Below are 17,587 nucleotides of genomic sequence, written 5' to 3' on the forward strand. Positions count from 1 at the left end.
CCTCAAGCGGTTTGCTCCGTTCCGAGCAGGTCGCGATAGTGTGCCGGGCTATGGGACTTTCTGACATTCGCAATGGTGCGATCGATGCTTGCCATCAGTGCCGGTACGCCCGTGTCCCCAGGATGCACACCGATGCGCGCGACGGATAAGCGCCGCAGAAGTGGCGGCAACGCTCGAGCCACAAATAGCGATGACGCGATCCGGCTCGGACTGCGGCTTGCCCAAGTCAGCACAGGGCTTCTGGACAATATGCGTCCCGTGACTGGGTGCCACACCTTCCAGTGATCTTCGGCCAGCGCGAAACGACAATCCGCAAGCGCTTCAAGGGCGCCGGGTCCATAGAGCCATGCCGGGGCGATGAAGCCTGCCACATCGCGACCCGTGATGTCCTCAAGGAGTGCCCTACCGTCGAGCATGAGCTTGACGGCGCCCGCGCGGTCCAGGCCGAGAAATTCCCCTTCTCCGGCTGTCATGTAGCTGGCCTTGAAGCGGGCAGCGCTCGTGCGGTGCCCGCTCAAATCGCGATGGAACCATCCGTGCAGGAATATCTCAGTGCCACGCTCCGCCCAGGCTCTCAGGCGGGTGGCGAAGGGGGAGCCGGCCGTGATCGGAGTCTCGCCCCAGTAGTTTGGCACGACGAGAAGGGCGATCCTGTCTTCCGGCGCATGGCGACAAAGGTGACTTTGCAGCCGATCAACCGCACTTTCGAAGCGCGGGCTGACATCGTGGATGCTGAGCAGCAGGTGCCGCTCACGTGGTGTTGGGATCGACATTCTATCGCGGGATCCCGCCGGATAGATTTGGCCGGCGATCGGCGGAGTGGCGGCCGCGGGCGCTGCACCCGGAATCGGCTGGACGCCGATGCGTGGCTACGAGGGATGGCAGGAAAGTCGCGCTCTCCAGATATCCTGTCTTCAAATCCGCCTCCGCTTCCCGAGTGGATTGAAGACGCTGTCGGATGAGGCAACCTCAGTCGGCCGGTAGAAATTAAAAGGTGTTCACTGCCGACTGCGGTTGTGCGCCGATCGTGTCGTCGCAGCGAGACTTCGAATTGTTCGGTTGGATCGATGAACAGGTTCTGGAAGATCGGCATCATCGTATCGGTGTTGGCCCTGCTCGGGGCCAGACACCCACACCCGCTAGATGTTCTGCCCGCGCCGTCGGCTACGCCGCGTTTCGATGGGACGCTGTCGGTCCTTACCTATAATGTGAAAGGCCTGCCGTGGCCGGTCGCGCTTGGGCGCGGTAGTGCGCTTGAACAGATCGCGTCAAGATTGCGCGCATTGCGAAGTTCGGGGCGAGCTCCGCAAGTTGTCGTCCTGCAGGAAGCCTTCACGGACGAGGCTCGGTCGATCGGTGTTGAGGCGGGCTACCGCTATGTCGTCTCGGGTCCCGAGGCTGATGACGCGGGTTCCACGTCGATGACGCATGAGGACCGTGCCTATGCGTCCGGCGCCCGCTGGTTCAAGGGAGAGACGGCCGGGAAATACGTCGGTAGCGGCTTGCAGATCCTGTCCGACTATCCGATCCGGGCCGTCAGTAGAATCGCCTTTCCGTCCTTCGCCTGTGCGGGCTTCGATTGCCTGGCTAACAAGGGTGCACTGCTTGCAAGGCTCGACATTCCCGGCGCTGCGACGCCCATCGATGTGCTGACGACCCATCTCAACAGCCGCAGGGCCTCGCGCGTTGGAGATTTTCGCACCATCTATGCCTATCGTCGCCAGGTGGGGGTGCTGAGCGAATTCATTCGCGATAATCATGACTTGCGCCTTCCGTTGATCGCGGCGGGCGACTTTAACGTCGGATCGGCGGCTCCGCGCCGCGAATTCCTCCTGGCCGATGTGAGAACCAAATGGGTGCAGAATGAGCCTGTCCGGGACGCATTAGGTCAATTCCAGAGGCAGGGGGGTATCCTCTCCAGCGATGCCGCCGATACCTTCAGGCGCGCGCGCGACTGGCAATTTTATTCCGATGGGAAGGCGGGCAGGCTGGTCCTTACCGGGATCGATGTACCTTTCGGCCATGACAGGCCGGGAGGCATGCTGTCAGATCATGTAGGCTATGTGGCGCGCTACCGTCTTGAGGCGCCGAATGCAGCGGCTGGCGACGTAGAGCAAGCTACCAAGCCCGTGAGATGGAAAACGTGAATGTTCGGGGGCGCAGCGGCGTATATTGCGGCGCTTCCATGATCGAGAACGGATTGCCGAAGGCGAAGCTGTCGCCCCTCACGTCGAACATATTGTCGATCCGCGCCCCGATGGTCAGCCGGTTCCGGGTGAAGAAGGCCGCTATGGAGGAGATGGTATAGTCTCCCATCTCGCGGTCGAGATTCTCATCGAAGGTTAGACGCGACCGACCGATATAATTGGCTTGCGCCGAGACGCTCGTTGCCCAGCTACCCAGCGTGAAATTATACTGTGCGGTCAGCCGGCCTGTTAACTCGGGCGTGATGGGCAGCCGGCGGTCGTCGATCTCGAGTCCGGCTTCTGTGCTGACCAGCCTGGCATTGAGATAGCTGGACCCGGCCGAAAGCTGGAACCCGTGAAACGGACGCCAATCCGCGCTGGCCTCGATGCCATAGATGCGACCCCGGCCCGCATTACGCGTCGAGACGAGTCCGTTTGGTAACAAATAGTCCGACTGGATATGGCTCCAATCGGTGTAAAACAGGCTGGCGCTGACGGAAAGGGCATCTCCCGCGAATGTGTGACGGAGGCCGAGATCGAAGGTGCCGAGTTCGTCTGAATCAAACCGGCGGGACGCGGCCTGACCGGTAGGTGCCAGGCCTCCGGGCCGCAGAGCACTGGCGAAGCGCAGATAGACGATGCTGCGTTCGCTGGGCGTCCACGCCACAGCGAGGCTTGGAGACAGGATTGTTTTGGACACCCGGTCGGATGAGCTGCCGGACTGCTCGAGAGCCTCGTCTTCCGCAATCGATCGGAATAGACGGGCACCCGCAATCGCCTTGATGCGATCGACGAGCGGGATGGTGACTTCGCCGAAGACGGCAAATTCCGTGATCTTGCGGTCCAGCGATTCGACGGTCTGCGCGTTGTTCCCCGAACTCATGATCCCCTGGTTATGGCTGCGCGTGCGCATATAGGATAGGCCCGCAAGCCAGGTCGATGAACCGGCCGGGGACACACGAAGCTCATGATTGATGATCGTATATTTGCGATCGTCCAGATAGATCGACCGTCCTGAGAATCCGAACTTGGCCGACGCATCGGTTGAGTCCAGCGTGTAGTCGACCCCATGGTCGATGTAGCTCGTGGTCGCGAGCAGATTGAGCTCGCCGATCCGTCCTTGAACCGTTGCCGCCACCGATTTGAAGTCATTGTCCGTCGGCTCGGCAATGCGCGCCTCGCGGCGCACCGCGTCGTCGGAGGCGGTCACATATTGGCTGTCGCGGGAATTCATGTCCTGAAGAATGCCGGACACGTCTATAGACCAGTCGATAACGGGCTTCCAACGTAAGGCCAAGCGAGCGCCAGTGGTCTTCGTTTTGTTCGCGTCCCGATTGCGCCCGAGATTGTCTATATAGCCGCCCGAACGCGTCAAATAGCCGACGCCGCGGACCGCCAGACTGTCGGTGACGAGCGGGAAGTTCAGGACGGCCTCGCTCCCGCCGCCCAGACCGCCATGCTCGACAGCTTCCCCGATCAGCCGGAAGTTACCGCTGATCTGAGATAGATCGGGCTTGCGTGTAACCATATGATAGATGCCGCCGAGCGCGCCCGAGCCATAGAGAGGGCCTTGCGGTCCCTTGAGGACTTCTACCCGTTCCATATCGACCAGGCGCACATCTGGGTCGGGCGCGTCGAAGGTCACACGCGCCTCATCGAGCTGGACGGCAACCGTCGACTGGCTGGGGCCGTTGAAAGGACTGTCGGCCACGCCGCGAATGAACTGCCGGTTGCGTCCGGGACCAAGGTTCGTAACGGCTAGCCCCTCGACTGAAAGCGCAAGATCACGGCTTCCAGCGGACAGTCGGCCGGTGACGTCATTCTCTAGCGGCACGATCGAGACCGACATGGCTACGTCCTGGAGAAGCTGCGGGCGTTTCTGGCCGGTCACGATAATGTCGCCGACAGGCTGTGGGGAGTGCGTGATCGGCGCGGCGGGCGGCTGAACTCGGCGAGATCGCGCTGCTCGTGAAGGCTGCGGCTCGCGTTCGATCCGATAGGCCGTTGGGCCTACGCGTACGGCTCTCCAACCGCTTCCGGACAGCAATCGGCTCAGTGCTTTGGCGATGCTCATCGACCCGCGCAGTGCCGGCGCGCGAAACTGCGGCAGCTCACCTGAAAGGCCAACGGAAACGCCCGTCGCCTGGGACAAGGCCGACAGTGAGCTGCTAATTGGGCCTGCGGGAATATCCAGCCGGTATTGGATGTCTCTTGCGGCGGCCGGCGAGGATACGAAGACTGCCTCAGCGAGCAGCGCTGATGCGAACGCTATTGCCTTGCTCTTCGTAGGAAAGCGCCATGAGATCCGACAAATTGGCCAATAGTTTAGAGCCGTCCCCAATGGCCAATACCCCCGAAAAAGGTCGATTGCTGATAGCGGGATCCACCGCGATCGTTTTGCCAGAATAGCGTGCAATGTCGGCGGCGATGATACTGAGGGGCGCGTCGTTATAGACGAGCCGGCCTTGTCGCCAGCTCCCGACATCCCCGACCAGGACCGGGCTTACCTGCGCGGAATGATTGCCCCGTTGCGCGATCAGTTGCTGGCCCGCCGACACGCGGGTGGCTTTGCCGCTTTCGGAAGCGACAGAGACATGGCCTTCAGCCACCGCGACGGCAACCGCCTCGGGGGAAAGGTTGAGACCAAATGCCGTTCCGATATCTCTGATGGCATATTCGCCGGCCTTGATCGAGAGGACGCGATTTGGATCATGATCTACGGCGAAAAAGACATCGCCTTGTGCCAGTTCGAGGTTCGTCGGATCGCCGCCATTCACGACGAGCCGGCTGGAGGGGGAAAGGTCGACCGAAATTCCCTGGGAGAGAGCGATATGCTTCGTCTCGCCGCGCGCGGTCGCATAGACGACGTCCTGATGCTGAGACCAGAACATAGGAATGCCGACCGCGAGTGCCAGCGCGGCCGCGACCGATCCATAAAGCCATCTGCGACGCGATATCATATGGGAATCGACGCGCTCAGGGCCCGGCGCTGCGCGCAGGATCTTGAGATCGTCGATGCGCTCATCCACGATCCGGTCCGTGAGCGTGACCTCGTCGAAGGCTTTGCCATGCAGCGGATCTGCATCCAGCCAGCGTGTATAAGCATCCCAGTCCGCATCATCGTGCTTGAGGGCATGGTGCCACGCCAGCGCTTCATCCAGCAGCCGTTCGTCGATCTCCGACCGCGCCGTCATGGCGATGGGCTTTCTTGGAAGGTCATAATTCGTCGATCGACGTCACGCATGGCCTTCCACCTCAGTCCAACAACGCGCGGCGAAGATACTTCATGGCCACCGCCATATGTTTTTCGACGCCGCTCTTGGAAATGCCCAGGCGCATTGCGACCTCCGCATGGCTCAGCCCCTCGACCTTGTGAAGCTCAAATGCCCGGCGCGCTCCGTCGGGCAGCGTCTCCAGAGCGGAAGCCAGCCGGGCCGTCTCCTCACGATCGAGCATGGCCTCTTCCGCGTTTGGCCCGGCATCAGCCCGTTCGCTTCCGCCTCCAGCACCAGAGAGATCGTCGAGCCAAACCCGTTCTCGGCGCATCCGGCGCTGCCTTTCCCGAAGCCGGTCGATCACGAGATTCTGTGCCATGCGGAAAAGATAGGCCCGGCCATTGGCGATCGGCGACGTTGAGGCGTGGCGCAGCCTGATCCACATTTCCTGAAGAATTTCTTCGGCCTCACCCGAATCTCCGATGCGCGCGATCAGCATGCGCAGCAATTCTGCGCGGTGTAGGCGATACAGGGCTTCGAGGCCTTGAGAGCTATCGGGTCGCACAACTCGCCTTCTAGTGAATGCACAGCGAGCGACAACCAGTTGCGTCACCGGAAACGCATTGACCCTCATGTTGCGCGCATCCGGTTCGGCTGTTCCTGACGCGCGACGCCCGTCCGCGGCCCACCTGTGGGGGCTATTGTAAGGGTTGTCGTGAAGGGCGGACGTATTGAACCACACGCGGGGCTGCAAACCGGTCTTGTGCCCGATGCTCGGCGGCGATTGCCTTGATCAGATCGAGCGGAAGGCCATTCAGGCGTGAAGCGACTGATTCCAGGCGTGACCCTTGAATTCGTCCGGCGGCCGGAACTGCGCTGGCACCGCAAGATTGTGAGAGGTGGCAGGCGTGAACCGCTCTAAGGCGATCCTGCCCCGACCTGTCTACAAATGGCCGTTGTTACCTGGCCACGTTTTCGTCTCGTCGGGAGTGCAGGTTATCAATCTCGGCCTGGCGTGTTGCCAGATACAGGGCGCGTCGCGTCGCGTAGGGATCGCCTGGTCCTTTCCGAACAGTCTGCAGGGTATTATCGAGTCGCAGCCGACGATCTAGCAGCTTCAGACTTCCCGTTGTCGCCACATACGTAATACCTCCGATCTGACCACCGGCCAATGAAGGCACGAGCAGCCGATCTACGCCACCACCAAATAGATCCCGAATCGTAGTCGGCCCAATCAGCGGAAGGAACAAGAACGGTCCAGGCTTCACGCCATAGTAGCCCAGGGAGTTGGCAAAACTGTTGGGCCGACGCGGCAGGTTAAATGGCCGATTTTTGGCAACGTCCATTATTCCGACGACTCCAATCGTCGTGTTGACCACAAATCTGCCTAACGTCTCGACCGCTTTGCCTGGCTTAAGTTGGACAAGGTAGTTCAATAAAACTGTCGGCTCATGAAGATTGTAGAAAATGTTCCGCAAACCTCCGCGCACCGGCTTGGGCACGACATGCTCATAGGTGTGCGCTGCAGGACCGATGATCGCATCATCAACGGCTTGCGTTACGGCGAAGGATTCGGCGTTGAGATGCTGTAGTGGATCGCCTCGCGGCCGAGCGGTCACCACGATGTCACCTTGGCTCGTCCCGCTGTCGTTCGGAAGTGCAGTGGTTGCGATCGGCGCTGGGGCCGACGAGGGCGAAGCGGCGATTGGTGCCGATTCGACCGGTAGAGGTGTTTGTGGCGGCGTATCGTCGCCTCGCGGCTTCGTCGACTCTGCCTCGTCGACTTGGGCGGGCAGGGTCGGCGTGTCGGTCGGAGGAGCAGGGTCCGGTGGGTAAACGGCCAAGAGCGTCACAGCGAGCAGCGGAATCATGAGTTTGAAGGGTCCACTTTTTACGGCCTAGGGACGGTGAGATATCCGCGCCCATGACGCCGAAGGCTTATCGGCGACGGTCCGGCTCGAAGGCTGACCCAAGGGACAACGCGACGCTGAAACCTGTCAGCCTCTTAGACGGCACCGAGTCGATTTGCCGCATGTCGCTTCTTCCGAAAGACCGGCTTCAGAGCTGTTGGTGTGTGGAACGAGATGGCTCAGCCGTCGCCAACGCCCGGGATGCTGGCGAGAATGGCGAGGTGGCGTTGTAGCTTGGGCGGCTGCGACAATAGCGGTTGCTTCAGCGGTTGCTTCCGCTCGGCGCCCTCGATCTGCCAGAAGGCGATCTTATCGCGAAGGTTGTCTGGCGCCTGAGCACGTTGATGGTCAAGTGGTGGTCCTGTTCGCGGGGCCAGGCCGCCGCTTTCCCGCATCCGGGGGCCAGCCATTTCTCAGTCCGCCGGTTGAGGCCTTGAACATGCGATTAAATTTTCGCGGGCCCAGACCATGGGATGATCATTTCGCTCCTCTTTTGTGATATATATATGGGCGGCAGTTGACGAGTACGGCCGGAGTGGCCGGAGGATCATGCGCTAGCTGGCGCGCGCCGCCTGACGAATGCCGGTTGATTGTATGTACAAGGGCTCGGCGATCGGTTGCAGCGGTAAGCCGAGTACGCGACCTCGATCGACTAGCGATTGCGGGATTTCGGCGCCGACTACAACGCGTGTCAGCAGCGGCAGCGGATGAGGCCGTGATTCTAGCTCAGAGACAAGACCCGACAGAAGTTTCGCATCGACGGCCATCGAGGTGATCCGAAGGTTGTGGATCGCGTCCACCATCTGAGCATAATCGGGGCGCTCGCGATCGGCGAGACCGAGATGATGCGAAGGGGCCGCGACGTAAGTGCCGCCGGCAAGAATCGTCGGGAACAAGCCCGCAACCGATTCCAGTAATCGCCAGGCTGGAAGCAATGCCAGGTGGCGATCGAAGTGGCTTGGTTTCGCCGTCTGTATCAGCGACTCCGCAACGGCAATCAGAGTTCCGGCGGTGAACCGGCTTTGCCCGAAATGGCCATCATGCCCGGATGCAAACATGACGGCTGCAATGCCGCACGGCAGTGAAGCAACCGGAACGGGCGCGCGAAGGGGTATTCTGGCGGTTGTACGCAAATAGACTGCCTGCGCCCCGCTCCAGGCAATGGCGGAGGCCACCTGATTTGCCGTGAAGCAATCAGGCAAAGGCAGCCGAGCGATGCCAGCCTCGAACATCGCCAGCTGGAGCAGGCACTGGGCGAGACCATGCTCCAGTTGGACTGCGACCGGCCAGAAAGGATGGAAGTCCTCACGCAGATCTGTCGCGAGCGTCTTCACCATCTGTGAAGTCAGAAAGTAATCGATCGGGAATTCCGTGACGGGATCTATTGCCATGCGGTCGTAATGCTGGTTGCCGTGGACATGCAAGGCTTGGATGAGGCGGTTCATGGTGCGCTCCGGTCAGGACGGGCAGGGGTTGCCAAGAAGACGGCACGATTGCCGATGGCCGCAGTTATTAGGCGGTCGTGTTCACCTTTTGGATGCCTGCGGCAGCACGGATGACCGGATCGGTGTCTTGTTAGGCTAAGGTTGGGAGGGCCCGCTTCGATGTTCTGGGCCAAACGGCTCATTGGACCGCCTGACTGTTGATTACCGTTGAGAAGTGACCCGGGATTTCCACCGAGAAGTGACCCGCCTGATATTATGTTTCGGATGTCATTGATGGGTCAAGGTGCAGGTTTCTCCTTTCTGGGTTTGGCCTGGTGGGCCGAGCTGTTTTTGAACCGGAAGCTGTCGTTGCCGGTTTCCAGGATATGGCAGTGATGGGTGAGCCGATCGAGGAGCGCGGTGGTCATCTTGGCGTCACCGAACACGGTGGCCCATTCGCTGAAGCTCAGGTTGGTGGTGATGATGACGCTGGTGCGTTCGTATAATTTGCTCAGCAGGTGGAAGAGCAGTGCGCCGCCTGATGCGCTGAACGGCAGATAGCCTAGCTCGTCGAGGACGACGAGGTCGGAGTGGACGAGCCGGTTGGCGATCTGCCCGGCGCGCCCCTGGGCCTTTTCCTGTTCCAGGGCATTGACCAGCTCGACCGTGGAGAAGAAGCGGACGCGCTTTCGATGATGCTCGATAGCCTGAACACCCAGCGCCGTGGCGACATGGGTTTTGCCGGTGCCCGGTCCGCCGACCAGCACGATATTGTCGGCAACGTCGATGAAGTCGCAGCGGTGCAACTGGCGCACCAGCGCCTCATTCACCTCGCTGCTGGCAAAGTCGAAGCCGGCGAGGTCGCGATAGGCGGGGAACCGCGCGACCTTGAGCTGATAGGCCACAGACCGCACCTCGCGTTCGGCTGTTTCGGCTTTCAGCAACTGGGAGAGGATCGGCACCGCCGCCTCGAAGGCGGGCGATCCCTGCTGCATGAGGTCGGTCACAGCCTGGGCCATGCCGGGCATTTTCAGGCCGCGCAGCATCACGACGAGGGCGCCGGTGGCGGGATCATGACGCATGACGGTTCTCCCGGCGCAGGGCATCGTAGCGTTCGACATTGGCCATCGGCTCACTGACCAGCCTCAACGCCTGTGGCGCCGTCACCGGCGGCGTCGAGAGCGGCTTTCCATCAAGCAGCCGGTGCAGCAGGTTGAGGATGTGCGTCTTGGTCGGAACGCCTGCATCCAGCGCCATGGCGACGGCGGTCAGCACCGCCTGCTCGTCATGATGGAGGACCAGCGCCAGGATCTCGACCATCTCCCTGTCGCCGCCGGGGTTGCGCAGCAGATGCCGTTGCAACCGCTGGAAGGCATCGGGCAGTTCGAGGAACGGCGCGCCGTTGCGCAGGGCGCCGGGCTTGCGTTGAACGACGGCGAGATAATGACGCCAGTCATAGACGGTGTGGCCGGGACCATCATGGGATCGGTCGATGATGCGCTGATGCTCGCATATGACCTGTCCCTCTGCGACGACCAGGAAGCGATCGGGATAAACCCGAAGGCTGACGGGCCGATTGGCGAAGGACGCCGGAACGCTGTAACGGTTGCGTTCCAGGTGGATCAGGCAGGTTGGCGAGACCCGTTTGCCATATTCGACAAAGCCATCGAACGGTCTGCCCACCGGCATCAGGCTTTCCACTTCATCGCCCCAGGCATCGGCGACCGAACCCGGTTCGATCCCGTGCGGGATATCCTGCCACAGCGCCTTGCAGCGCTCCTCCAGCCACAGGTTCAGGGCATCCAGGCTTTCCGCCTGCGGCGTGGGTTGCCATAGCCGATGACGGGCATCCTGGACATTCTTCTCGACCTGGCCCTTTTCCCAGCCCGCTGCCGGATTACAGAACTCGGCCTCGAACAGATAGTGACTGACCATGGTGAGGAAGCGGTTGTTGACGTTGCGCTCCTTGCCGCGCCCGACCTTGTCGATGGCGGTGCGCATATTGTCGTAAATCCCACGGCGCGGAACGCCGCCCAGCACGCGGAATGCGTGATTATGGGCATCGAACAGCATCTCGTGGGTCTGGAGCAAATAGGCCCGCACGAGGAAGGCCCGGCTGTAGCTGAGCTTGAAGTGCGCCACCTGCAGCTTGGTGCGCACGCCGCCGATGATCGCCCAGTCCTCGCTCCAATCGAACTGGAATGCTTCCCCCGGTGCGAAGGACAGCGGCACGAATGTCCCGCGCCCGCTCATCTGTTGCTCACGACGATAATCATCGCGCCAGTCCCGGGCAAAGGCCGCCACCCGATTGTAGGAGCCGTCATAGCCCAGGCTGACCAGATCAGCATGCAGCTGCTTCATCGTCCGCTTCTGCTTGCGGGTCCGACCCATCTCCCGTCTCAGCCAGGCTGACAGCCGCTCCGCGAACGGGTCCAGTTTGCTCGGCCGATCGGGCACCTTGAACCGCGGCTCGATCGTGTCCGAACGTAGATATTTACGGATCGTATTACGTGACAGCCCGGTACGCCGCGCAATCTCGCGGATCGAAAGATGATCGCGGAAATGCCAGCGCCGGATAACGCTCAATAACGCCATGTCCAACACTCCATGACCCCTCGCTCGTCAATGCCAGGGGTGAGTTCAACATGGGTCACTTCTCAGTGGAAATATCGGCCCTTCCCGGGTCACTTCTCAACGGTAATCAACAGCCTGACCTCCTTATGTAAGGATCACGTTCAGAAACGGGTTGCTCAATCCCAAATGCGCTGTGTAGCTTGAAGCGGTGATCGCCGATGTGTGCGCGGCATCGGGTCAAATTTGCTGATCGGCGTTCGACAGAGATCAATTTTTCAAGATAGACAGTTATCGGTCGTATCTTTTCATTATGCGCAATCGGGTGATAGCCGTGCATTGTGCCCCAGCCTCAGCCGGTTGGTAAGGTGGCTATCTGATCGGAGGTTCTAGCTTGAGCGATTCTCCAGTACGCCGTGCTCGCTTGATGGCAGCCAGCGCTCCGTTGATCATGGCGATAGCATCAGGCTGTGCATCGGCGCCGCCGTTCGTCGGCGATCTCGTCCCGGCATCGAATGGCCAAATTGCCGTCGTTCGAGTTACTGGCCACATTGAAGATACGGGAATAGTCATTGACGGCGACGTTCGAAGGCCCAACGGGTACGCTGGAGTAGTCCCAGGATATCTGCGGATCGAAGGGCGAGATGCTTCTGGATCGGTTATCGGCGTGACCAAGGCCAACTGGGGTGAATTTAAGTCTCGTCGGTTTCGACTGGCCTATTTCCATGCAAATCTTCCGGTTGGGAACCCTGCGTTGGTTAAATCGATTACCATTGAACCGGTGACCGCCCCTGGCAAGTAATGCGCCACTCGCGAGTGCGGCCTAACCTCGCAGAAGGCGGACACTGTCGCCGCCAAGCTCGCTCGCGTCAAAGTGTTCGGTGCCAGATCTGCATGGTCCTTGATGAATTTGGCGCCGTTCGCGCGTGAGCCGCTTTCCCCTCCGCTGCCTTTCGTTGCGAAGCTAATCGGCTCGTTCTTCGACTTGCGTCCGGGCCCTGGGAGTGATGGCCAGGATGAGAGCGGGAAAGAGCAGCAAGACAAGCGGGACAGCGGCGGTCAGGCCGAAGATGATTGCTGTTGCTAAAGGCTGCTGCAACCCGGCCCCACGACTGATCCCAAGCGCTAGCGGGCTCAGCGTCAGGATGGCGATGAGCGCGGACATCAGGATGGGACGAAGGCGCTTGTCGCCTGCTTCCGTGAGCGCCGCCGGCTCAACGGGTCCCTTCAAATCCAGTTCGGATAGATAGAACACGATCAGTTCGGTCACCATGCCCACAACCATCGTAAGCCCCATCAGTGCAGACACGTCTAGCTCGATGCCGGAGATCCAGAGCCCGCAGAACACGGCGGCCGCGCTCAGTAGCACGGTGATGATCGCCGCCAGCGTCCAGGCAATTCTCTCGAATAGCACGGTCAAGAGCAATGCGGCCAACAAGAGTGCTGCCGCAAAAACCATTGCCATGTCTGCAAAGCTCTGGCGTTGCTGGGAATAGAGGCCGCCATAGTCGACTCGAATTGAGGCGGGCAGGTGCAGTCCGGTCATGGTCTTGCGAACCTCTGCCATCCCCGAACCGAGATCGCGGCCTTCAAGCCTTGCCGTGACGTCGATAAAGGGGGCGAGGTCTTCGCGCGTTCGCTGCTTCTGGCCGGCGGCGATCGTCACGTCGGCGATCTGCCCGACCCGCACGAGATGGCCATCGGGCGCTGTCAACGGCAGGTCAGCGACCTGTGCCGCGCGTTCGCGGATGTTGATCGGGCCGCGTACGCGTACGCCGATGAGCTGCTCGCCGATTTTGAGGCTGGTGGCCTGACTGCCTCCGACCAGCCCCTCAATCTGGCTCGCGATCGTGGCGGGATCGAGGCCATGCTGCTGCGCGATACCGGGCCGCACGCGAACCGAGATGGCATCGCCGGCGACGCGCAGCCCATCGACTACCTCGACCACGCCCTTGATCTGGCCGATTGCCTGCGCGACCCGCTTGGCCGTCTGCTCCAATATGGCCGGATCGTCGCCGAATAGCTTGATCTCGATCGGTTGCGGCACGGCGGTGAGGTCACCGATCAGGTCTTCCATGAGCTGCATGGTTTCGATCTGCAGCCCGGGTACCTTCGCTTCGATCTGCTGGCGGATATCGCCCATGACCGCTTCGATCGGGCGCCGGGATCCGCCCTTCAATCGAATGAAATAATCGCCCTCGTCGGCTTCGGTCAGGCCGCCGCCAAGCTGCAGGCCTGTCCGGCGCGAATAGCTGGCCACCTCGGGTGTGCGCTGGATGATCTGCTCGACCTCGCGCAGAAGGTGATCGGTGTCGGAGAGGGCCGCGCCGGGCTGTGCCTTGTAGTCTAGGATGAACCCTCCCTCATCCATTTTCGGCATGAAGCCGGAAGGCACATTGTACCAGGCCAGCGATCCGGCCAGAGTGAGGACGGTGCAGACTATGATCGCAAAGTGGGCGGGCCGCTCGAGCGCATGGCCGATCGCGCTGTGATAGCGAGCGCCGAGCCGTCCCAGCCAGCCCGACGCGCCTTCCGCCGCCTCGGCATCGCTCGGCCGCAGCCAATGAGCGCAGATCAGGGGGATGAGGAAGCGCGCATAGAGCAGCGAAATCGTCAGCGCTGCGACCATGGTCACGGCCAGCGCCTTGAAGAAGCCGCCGCTGACGCCGGAGATGAAGGCCAGCGGCAGGAACACAACTATCGTGGCGCCGGTCGAACCGAACAGGGGTTTCGCCATCTCTGCGGCGGCAGTCAGGATCGTCGGCGTGTCCCGTGCCGCCCCTTCCTGCATCCGGCGCATGACGTGCTCGAGCATCACCACCGCATCGTCGACGATGAGGCCCACGGCCGCGGCCATGCCGCCGAGCGTCATCATGTCGAAATGCATGCCCATGGCGAAAAGGATGAGGCACGTGCCGGCGAGCACCGCGGGGAGGACGGCGGCGGTGATCGCCATCAGCCGCACCGAACGCAGGAACAGGAAGAGTACCAACCCGGCAAGCGCTGCACCCAGAAGAATCGCGTCGCGCACTGCATTGGCCGCGCCAACGACGAGTTCGGATTGATCATAGAAGGGCGTCACGGTGACGCTCGGCGGCAGGCCAAGCCCCTTGAGGCGGGCATCGGCATCGCGCACCACCTTGACGGTATCGCCGCCAAGCGCCTGTCGGACGTTGACCAATACCGCGCGGCGGCCGTTGCTCGTCACCAGCGAATAGTTCGGCTGGACGGTCGGGCGGATCGTGGCGATATCTCCGACCGTCACGATCCCGGCGCCGCCTGCCGCCCCTGCCTTCACGGGGGTCGCTGCGATGTCGGCAGCTGAGGTCAGGCGATTTTCGACGAGCAGCAGGTAGAGCCGATGGCGGTCCTCGATGCGTCCGGCTCCGCGGACTACGTTGGCCTGCCCCAGAGCCTTGACCACGTCGTCGGGCGACAGGCCCAGGGCAGAAAGCCGCGCGGGTTCGAGGTCGACCGAGAATTCGCGCGGCGAGCCGCCGAGGACATCGACGCCCGCCACGCCGGGCACTGCCGTCAGCGCCGGTCGGACCTTCAGCTCCGCGATCTGACGCAGCGCTTCCTGATCGAGCGAGGTGGAGGTGAGCGCAATGCCCACCACGGGAAACAGCGTCGGATCGGAGCGACGCACCTCGAAAGCCGTGCCTTGGGGGAGGGAGGGCAGAACAGTCGCCAGCGCGCCTTGCGTCGCCAGCGTCGCCGCCGTCATGTCGTGGCCCCAGTTGAAGTTCAGTGCGACCTCGGCCGAGCCGCGACTGGTCGTCGAGCGCAGGTGCGCCACCCCGGGCACCGAGCGCAGCGCGATCTCGATCGGCCGGGTGATCTCGGCTTCCATCTGGGCAGGATCGCGCTCACCCGCGTCGATCGCGACGACGACGCGGGGATAGTCGATGTGTGGAAACAGGCTCACCGGCAGCCGCAGTGCGCCGGCGACCCCGCCAAGAGTCAGCAGCAGCATCGCCAGCCAAAGGCTGCGAGCGTGGCGCGCCAGCCTGGGCCTCACTTGGTGCGAACCTTCATGCCGTCTTCGACGCCGGTTGCGCCTTCGACGACGACCAGTTCGCCATTGCTTACGCCCTTGAGGACGGCCGCCCTCTTTCCGTCGCTAGCCCCGGTCTGGACGTCCCTCCGGTGTGCGATGCCGTCCTTGACCACATAGACGAAGGGCTGGCCACCATCGTCGAGCAGCGCGGCATAGGGCACCGTGGTCGCGGCGCGCGAGGCGCGCGTCACCAGGCGGGCCGACAGCGGCTGTCCCGCGGCCAGGCCCTGTCGTGCCGGAATGTCGACTAGCGCCGAGGCAAGGCGCGTCTGGGCATGAGCCACCGGACTGATGCTGGCGATGGGCACGACGAAGGGAGGAGATCCGTCGCCGGGATGCACCTCGATCGGACTGCCGGTGGCAAGCCCGCGCGCGAGTGCGGGATCGATACCGAACCGCGCTCTGACCGAGCCGGAGCGGGATAGGGTCGCAATCGCTGCGCCGGGCTGGACCAGATCGCCCACGCTCGCGCCGGTTGCATCGACAAAACCGGCATGGGGCGCACGCAAGATCAGGTTCGCGCTGCGTTCGTTGAAGGAGGCCATCAGCGCCGAAGCAGCTGCCGCGCGCGATCGGGCGGCTTCGACGTCGGCGTCACTGGCGAGGCCGTCGGTGCGCAGCCGCTGCGCCCGCGCCAGCGCTTGTTGCGCGGCGGTCGCATCGGCCGAGGCCGCGCGGAACTGGGCCTGGCTTGCCGGGCTGGCCCGGAGGCGGGCGACGATCGCACCGGCCGCCACGGCCGAACCCGCGGGCGCCTCGATCGAGACCACCGTTGCCTCGACCGGCGCTGACAACACGATTTGGCTGTCGCCGCCGCGATCGATCTCGCCGTAGAGCGTTACCGTCTGGGCGATGTCCCCGGTGACAGCTTTGCCAAGGGCAACCAGTGCGACAGGGGTGACATTGCCGCTTTCGTCGGCGCTGCCCCCCGAGCAGGCGGTGAGCAGGGCCAGAAGGGGTAGGATAGATAGACTTTGCTTCATTTCCACCCCTCGATCGGTTCGCCGCTCAGAAGTTCGAGGGCAATCGTCTGTTCCAAAATGGCTTGGTGGGCCTGGGCGATGATCAACTGCCGATCGCGCAATTGCTGCGCGGCCGTCATCGCTGCCGCGCTCGACAGGTCGCCCCTGCGGCTTGCCCGGCCACTCGCGTCCGCCTGGCGCTGCAACGTCGGCAATCCGGCTTCGGCTTCGCCGAGTTGTCGCCGAGCGAGCGCTATGCCCGCTGAGGCCGCCGCGATATCGGCGCGGGTCTGGAACAGGCGCGCTTCATATTCGGTCTTGAGCGCTTCGCGCATGGCGCGTTCGACGGCAATGCCCCCACGGTTGCGGTTCCACAGCGGCAACGTGAAGTCGATCGTCGGACCCAGCAGCAAGTTCCCCGCCGAGTCGCGGTTGGCATTGACCGTCAGGTTGAGCGTCGGAAACTGATCGAGCACCGCCTTGTGCACGGCCGCTTCCTGCGCGCCGTAGCCCGCGCGCAGCGCCGCGAGATCGGCACGGCTGTCGCGGGCGAGGGCGAACAGGCGATCCGCGGGCGGTGGTGCTTGTGGCAGGACAACCGGTGAGAGCGCCAGGGGCGTGTCGGGTGGCAAGCCAAGCAGACGCGCCAGCTCCCCCTTGGCGGTGAGCAGATCCCGCTCGGCTGTCCTAAGGCGATCCGCGGCATCGAATGCGGCGATGCGCGCCGCTTCCGCGTCGCTGGCGGGAACGTCGCCTCGAGCGACTGCCCGCGCGGTGCGCGCGAGCTGCGCTTGCGCCGCAACGTCGGCTGCCCGGGACAGATCGACGATCCCGGAAAGCCCGCCGATCCGCACCGCCTGGATCCTTGCCTGCCCTGCCGTTTGCCATTCCGCCCAAGCGAGATCGAGGCGCACCTGCCGCGCCTGCGCGCGGGCTTGCTCGCGTGTCACCGCTCGCTTGCGTAGCGCATTGAGATCGAGGCCGAGCGCGCTGGCAATGTTGAGGAAAGTGTCGGGGCCGCTCAGGACCTTGTCCGCACCGATGCTGAAGGTCGGATCGGGCAGGAGCCCGGCCGCGAAAGCCTGCGCATCGGCCACATCGGTGCGCGCGCGCAAGGCGATGAGGTCGGGGTTGTTGACTACCGCCAGAGCGGCCACACCTTGAGGTGTAAGCGGTGCGGACAAGTCGACCGTCGCCGGCTGAAGCCAGGGGCGTAAGACGGAACTTGCCCGGGCTTGCAGCACGCCGGCGACAGGTGC

13 protein-coding genes are annotated in these 17,587 nt (G+C 62.7%); 2 read left to right on the forward strand and 11 right to left on the reverse strand.

The window, feature by feature from the left end; all coding sequences use genetic code 11:
• Positions 1 to 2: 2 nt before the first annotated feature.
• Positions 3 to 773: a polysaccharide deacetylase family protein gene (locus CAF53_RS23810; RefSeq protein ID WP_100239798.1), complete on the reverse strand. Its 771-nt coding sequence runs from the start codon at positions 771 to 773 to the stop codon at positions 3 to 5.
• 294 nt (positions 774 to 1,067) lie between these two features.
• On the opposite strand from CAF53_RS23810, the gene CAF53_RS23815 reads away from it, so the two are divergent.
• Positions 1,068 to 2,147 (forward strand): endonuclease/exonuclease/phosphatase family protein, encoded by a 1,080-nt coding sequence (locus CAF53_RS23815; RefSeq protein ID WP_100239799.1) that lies wholly within the window; start codon positions 1,068 to 1,070, stop codon positions 2,145 to 2,147.
• Here CAF53_RS23815 and CAF53_RS23820 read toward each other — a convergent pair.
• From CAF53_RS23820 to istA, 7 genes are all read right to left on the reverse strand, one after another.
• Complete coding sequence (locus tag CAF53_RS23820; protein WP_242443606.1) at positions 2,119 to 4,077, reverse strand: TonB-dependent receptor; 1,959 nt, start codon at positions 4,075 to 4,077, stop codon at positions 2,119 to 2,121. The genes CAF53_RS23815 and CAF53_RS23820 overlap by 29 nt on opposite strands.
• Positions 4,078 to 4,429: 352 nt before the next feature.
• Positions 4,430 to 5,380 carry a FecR domain-containing protein gene (locus tag CAF53_RS28410; protein ID WP_100239801.1) on the reverse strand — a complete coding sequence of 317 codons (951 nt, stop codon included), beginning with the start codon at positions 5,378 to 5,380 and terminating at the stop codon, positions 4,430 to 4,432.
• A 61-nt stretch (positions 5,381 to 5,441) separates the two neighbouring features.
• Positions 5,442 to 6,143 carry a sigma-70 family RNA polymerase sigma factor gene (locus CAF53_RS23830; RefSeq protein ID WP_242443607.1) on the reverse strand — a complete coding sequence of 234 codons (702 nt, stop codon included), beginning with the start codon at positions 6,141 to 6,143 and terminating at the stop codon, positions 5,442 to 5,444.
• Between the two features lie 217 nt (positions 6,144 to 6,360).
• Positions 6,361 to 7,272 (reverse strand): VacJ family lipoprotein, encoded by a 912-nt coding sequence (locus CAF53_RS23835; RefSeq protein ID WP_100239803.1) that lies wholly within the window; start codon positions 7,270 to 7,272, stop codon positions 6,361 to 6,363.
• Positions 7,273 to 7,865: 593 nt separating this feature from the next.
• The gene (locus tag CAF53_RS23845) at positions 7,866 to 8,756 is read right to left on the reverse strand and encodes a hypothetical protein (protein WP_100239805.1); all 891 of its coding nucleotides are present in this window, start codon (positions 8,754 to 8,756) and stop codon (positions 7,866 to 7,868) included.
• Between the two features lie 278 nt (positions 8,757 to 9,034).
• Complete coding sequence (gene istB, locus CAF53_RS23850; protein WP_100236963.1) at positions 9,035 to 9,817, reverse strand: IS21-like element helper ATPase IstB; 783 nt, start codon at positions 9,815 to 9,817, stop codon at positions 9,035 to 9,037.
• Positions 9,807 to 11,330, reverse strand: coding sequence for an IS21 family transposase (gene istA, locus CAF53_RS23855; protein ID WP_100236964.1), 1,524 nt, complete (start codon positions 11,328 to 11,330; stop codon positions 9,807 to 9,809). The genes istB and istA overlap by 11 nt, the downstream gene beginning before the upstream one ends.
• A gap of 370 nt (positions 11,331 to 11,700) precedes the next feature.
• On the opposite strand from istA, the gene CAF53_RS27270 reads away from it, so the two are divergent.
• Positions 11,701 to 12,108, forward strand: coding sequence for a hypothetical protein (locus CAF53_RS27270; protein ID WP_157801356.1), 408 nt, complete (start codon positions 11,701 to 11,703; stop codon positions 12,106 to 12,108).
• A gap of 162 nt (positions 12,109 to 12,270) precedes the next feature.
• Here the strand turns inward: CAF53_RS27270 and CAF53_RS23860 are convergent, their stop codons facing one another.
• The 3 genes from CAF53_RS23860 to CAF53_RS23870 are packed head-to-tail and all read right to left on the reverse strand — an operon-like array spanning position 12,271 to position 17,512.
• Positions 12,271 to 15,327, reverse strand: a complete 3,057-nt coding sequence (locus CAF53_RS23860; RefSeq protein WP_242443608.1) for an efflux RND transporter permease subunit — start codon at positions 15,325 to 15,327, stop codon at positions 12,271 to 12,273.
• Positions 15,324 to 16,349: an efflux RND transporter periplasmic adaptor subunit gene (locus tag CAF53_RS23865; RefSeq protein ID WP_100239806.1), complete on the reverse strand. Its 1,026-nt coding sequence runs from the start codon at positions 16,347 to 16,349 to the stop codon at positions 15,324 to 15,326. The genes CAF53_RS23860 and CAF53_RS23865 overlap by 4 nt, the downstream gene beginning before the upstream one ends.
• Positions 16,346 to 17,512, reverse strand: coding sequence for a TolC family protein (locus CAF53_RS23870; protein WP_242443609.1), 1,167 nt, complete (start codon positions 17,510 to 17,512; stop codon positions 16,346 to 16,348). The genes CAF53_RS23865 and CAF53_RS23870 overlap by 4 nt, the downstream gene beginning before the upstream one ends.
• Between the last annotated feature and the right edge of the window lie 75 nt (positions 17,513 to 17,587).

Origin of the sequence: Sphingobium sp. LB126, assembly GCF_002795205.1 — a bacterium.
GTDB classification, from domain to species: Bacteria; Pseudomonadota; Alphaproteobacteria; order Sphingomonadales; family Sphingomonadaceae; genus Sphingobium; species Sphingobium chungbukense.

Coding starts and splice junctions, on each gene's coding strand:
- CAF53_RS23810 (WP_100239798.1), bottom strand. CDS start 773: ATGTCGATCCCAACACCACGTGAGCGGCACCTGCTGCTCAGCATCCAC.
- CAF53_RS23815 (WP_100239799.1), top strand. CDS start 1,068: ATGAACAGGTTCTGGAAGATCGGCATCATCGTATCGGTGTTGGCCCTG.
- CAF53_RS28410 (WP_100239801.1), bottom strand. CDS start 5,380: ATGACGGCGCGGTCGGAGATCGACGAACGGCTGCTGGATGAAGCGCTG.
- CAF53_RS23835 (WP_100239803.1), bottom strand. CDS start 7,272: ATGATTCCGCTGCTCGCTGTGACGCTCTTGGCCGTTTACCCACCGGAC.
- CAF53_RS23845 (WP_100239805.1), bottom strand. CDS start 8,756: ATGAACCGCCTCATCCAAGCCTTGCATGTCCACGGCAACCAGCATTAC.
- istB (WP_100236963.1), bottom strand. CDS start 9,817: ATGCGTCATGATCCCGCCACCGGCGCCCTCGTCGTGATGCTGCGCGGC.
- istA (WP_100236964.1), bottom strand. CDS start 11,330: ATGGCGTTATTGAGCGTTATCCGGCGCTGGCATTTCCGCGATCATCTT.
- CAF53_RS23865 (WP_100239806.1), bottom strand. CDS start 16,349: ATGAAGCAAAGTCTATCTATCCTACCCCTTCTGGCCCTGCTCACCGCC.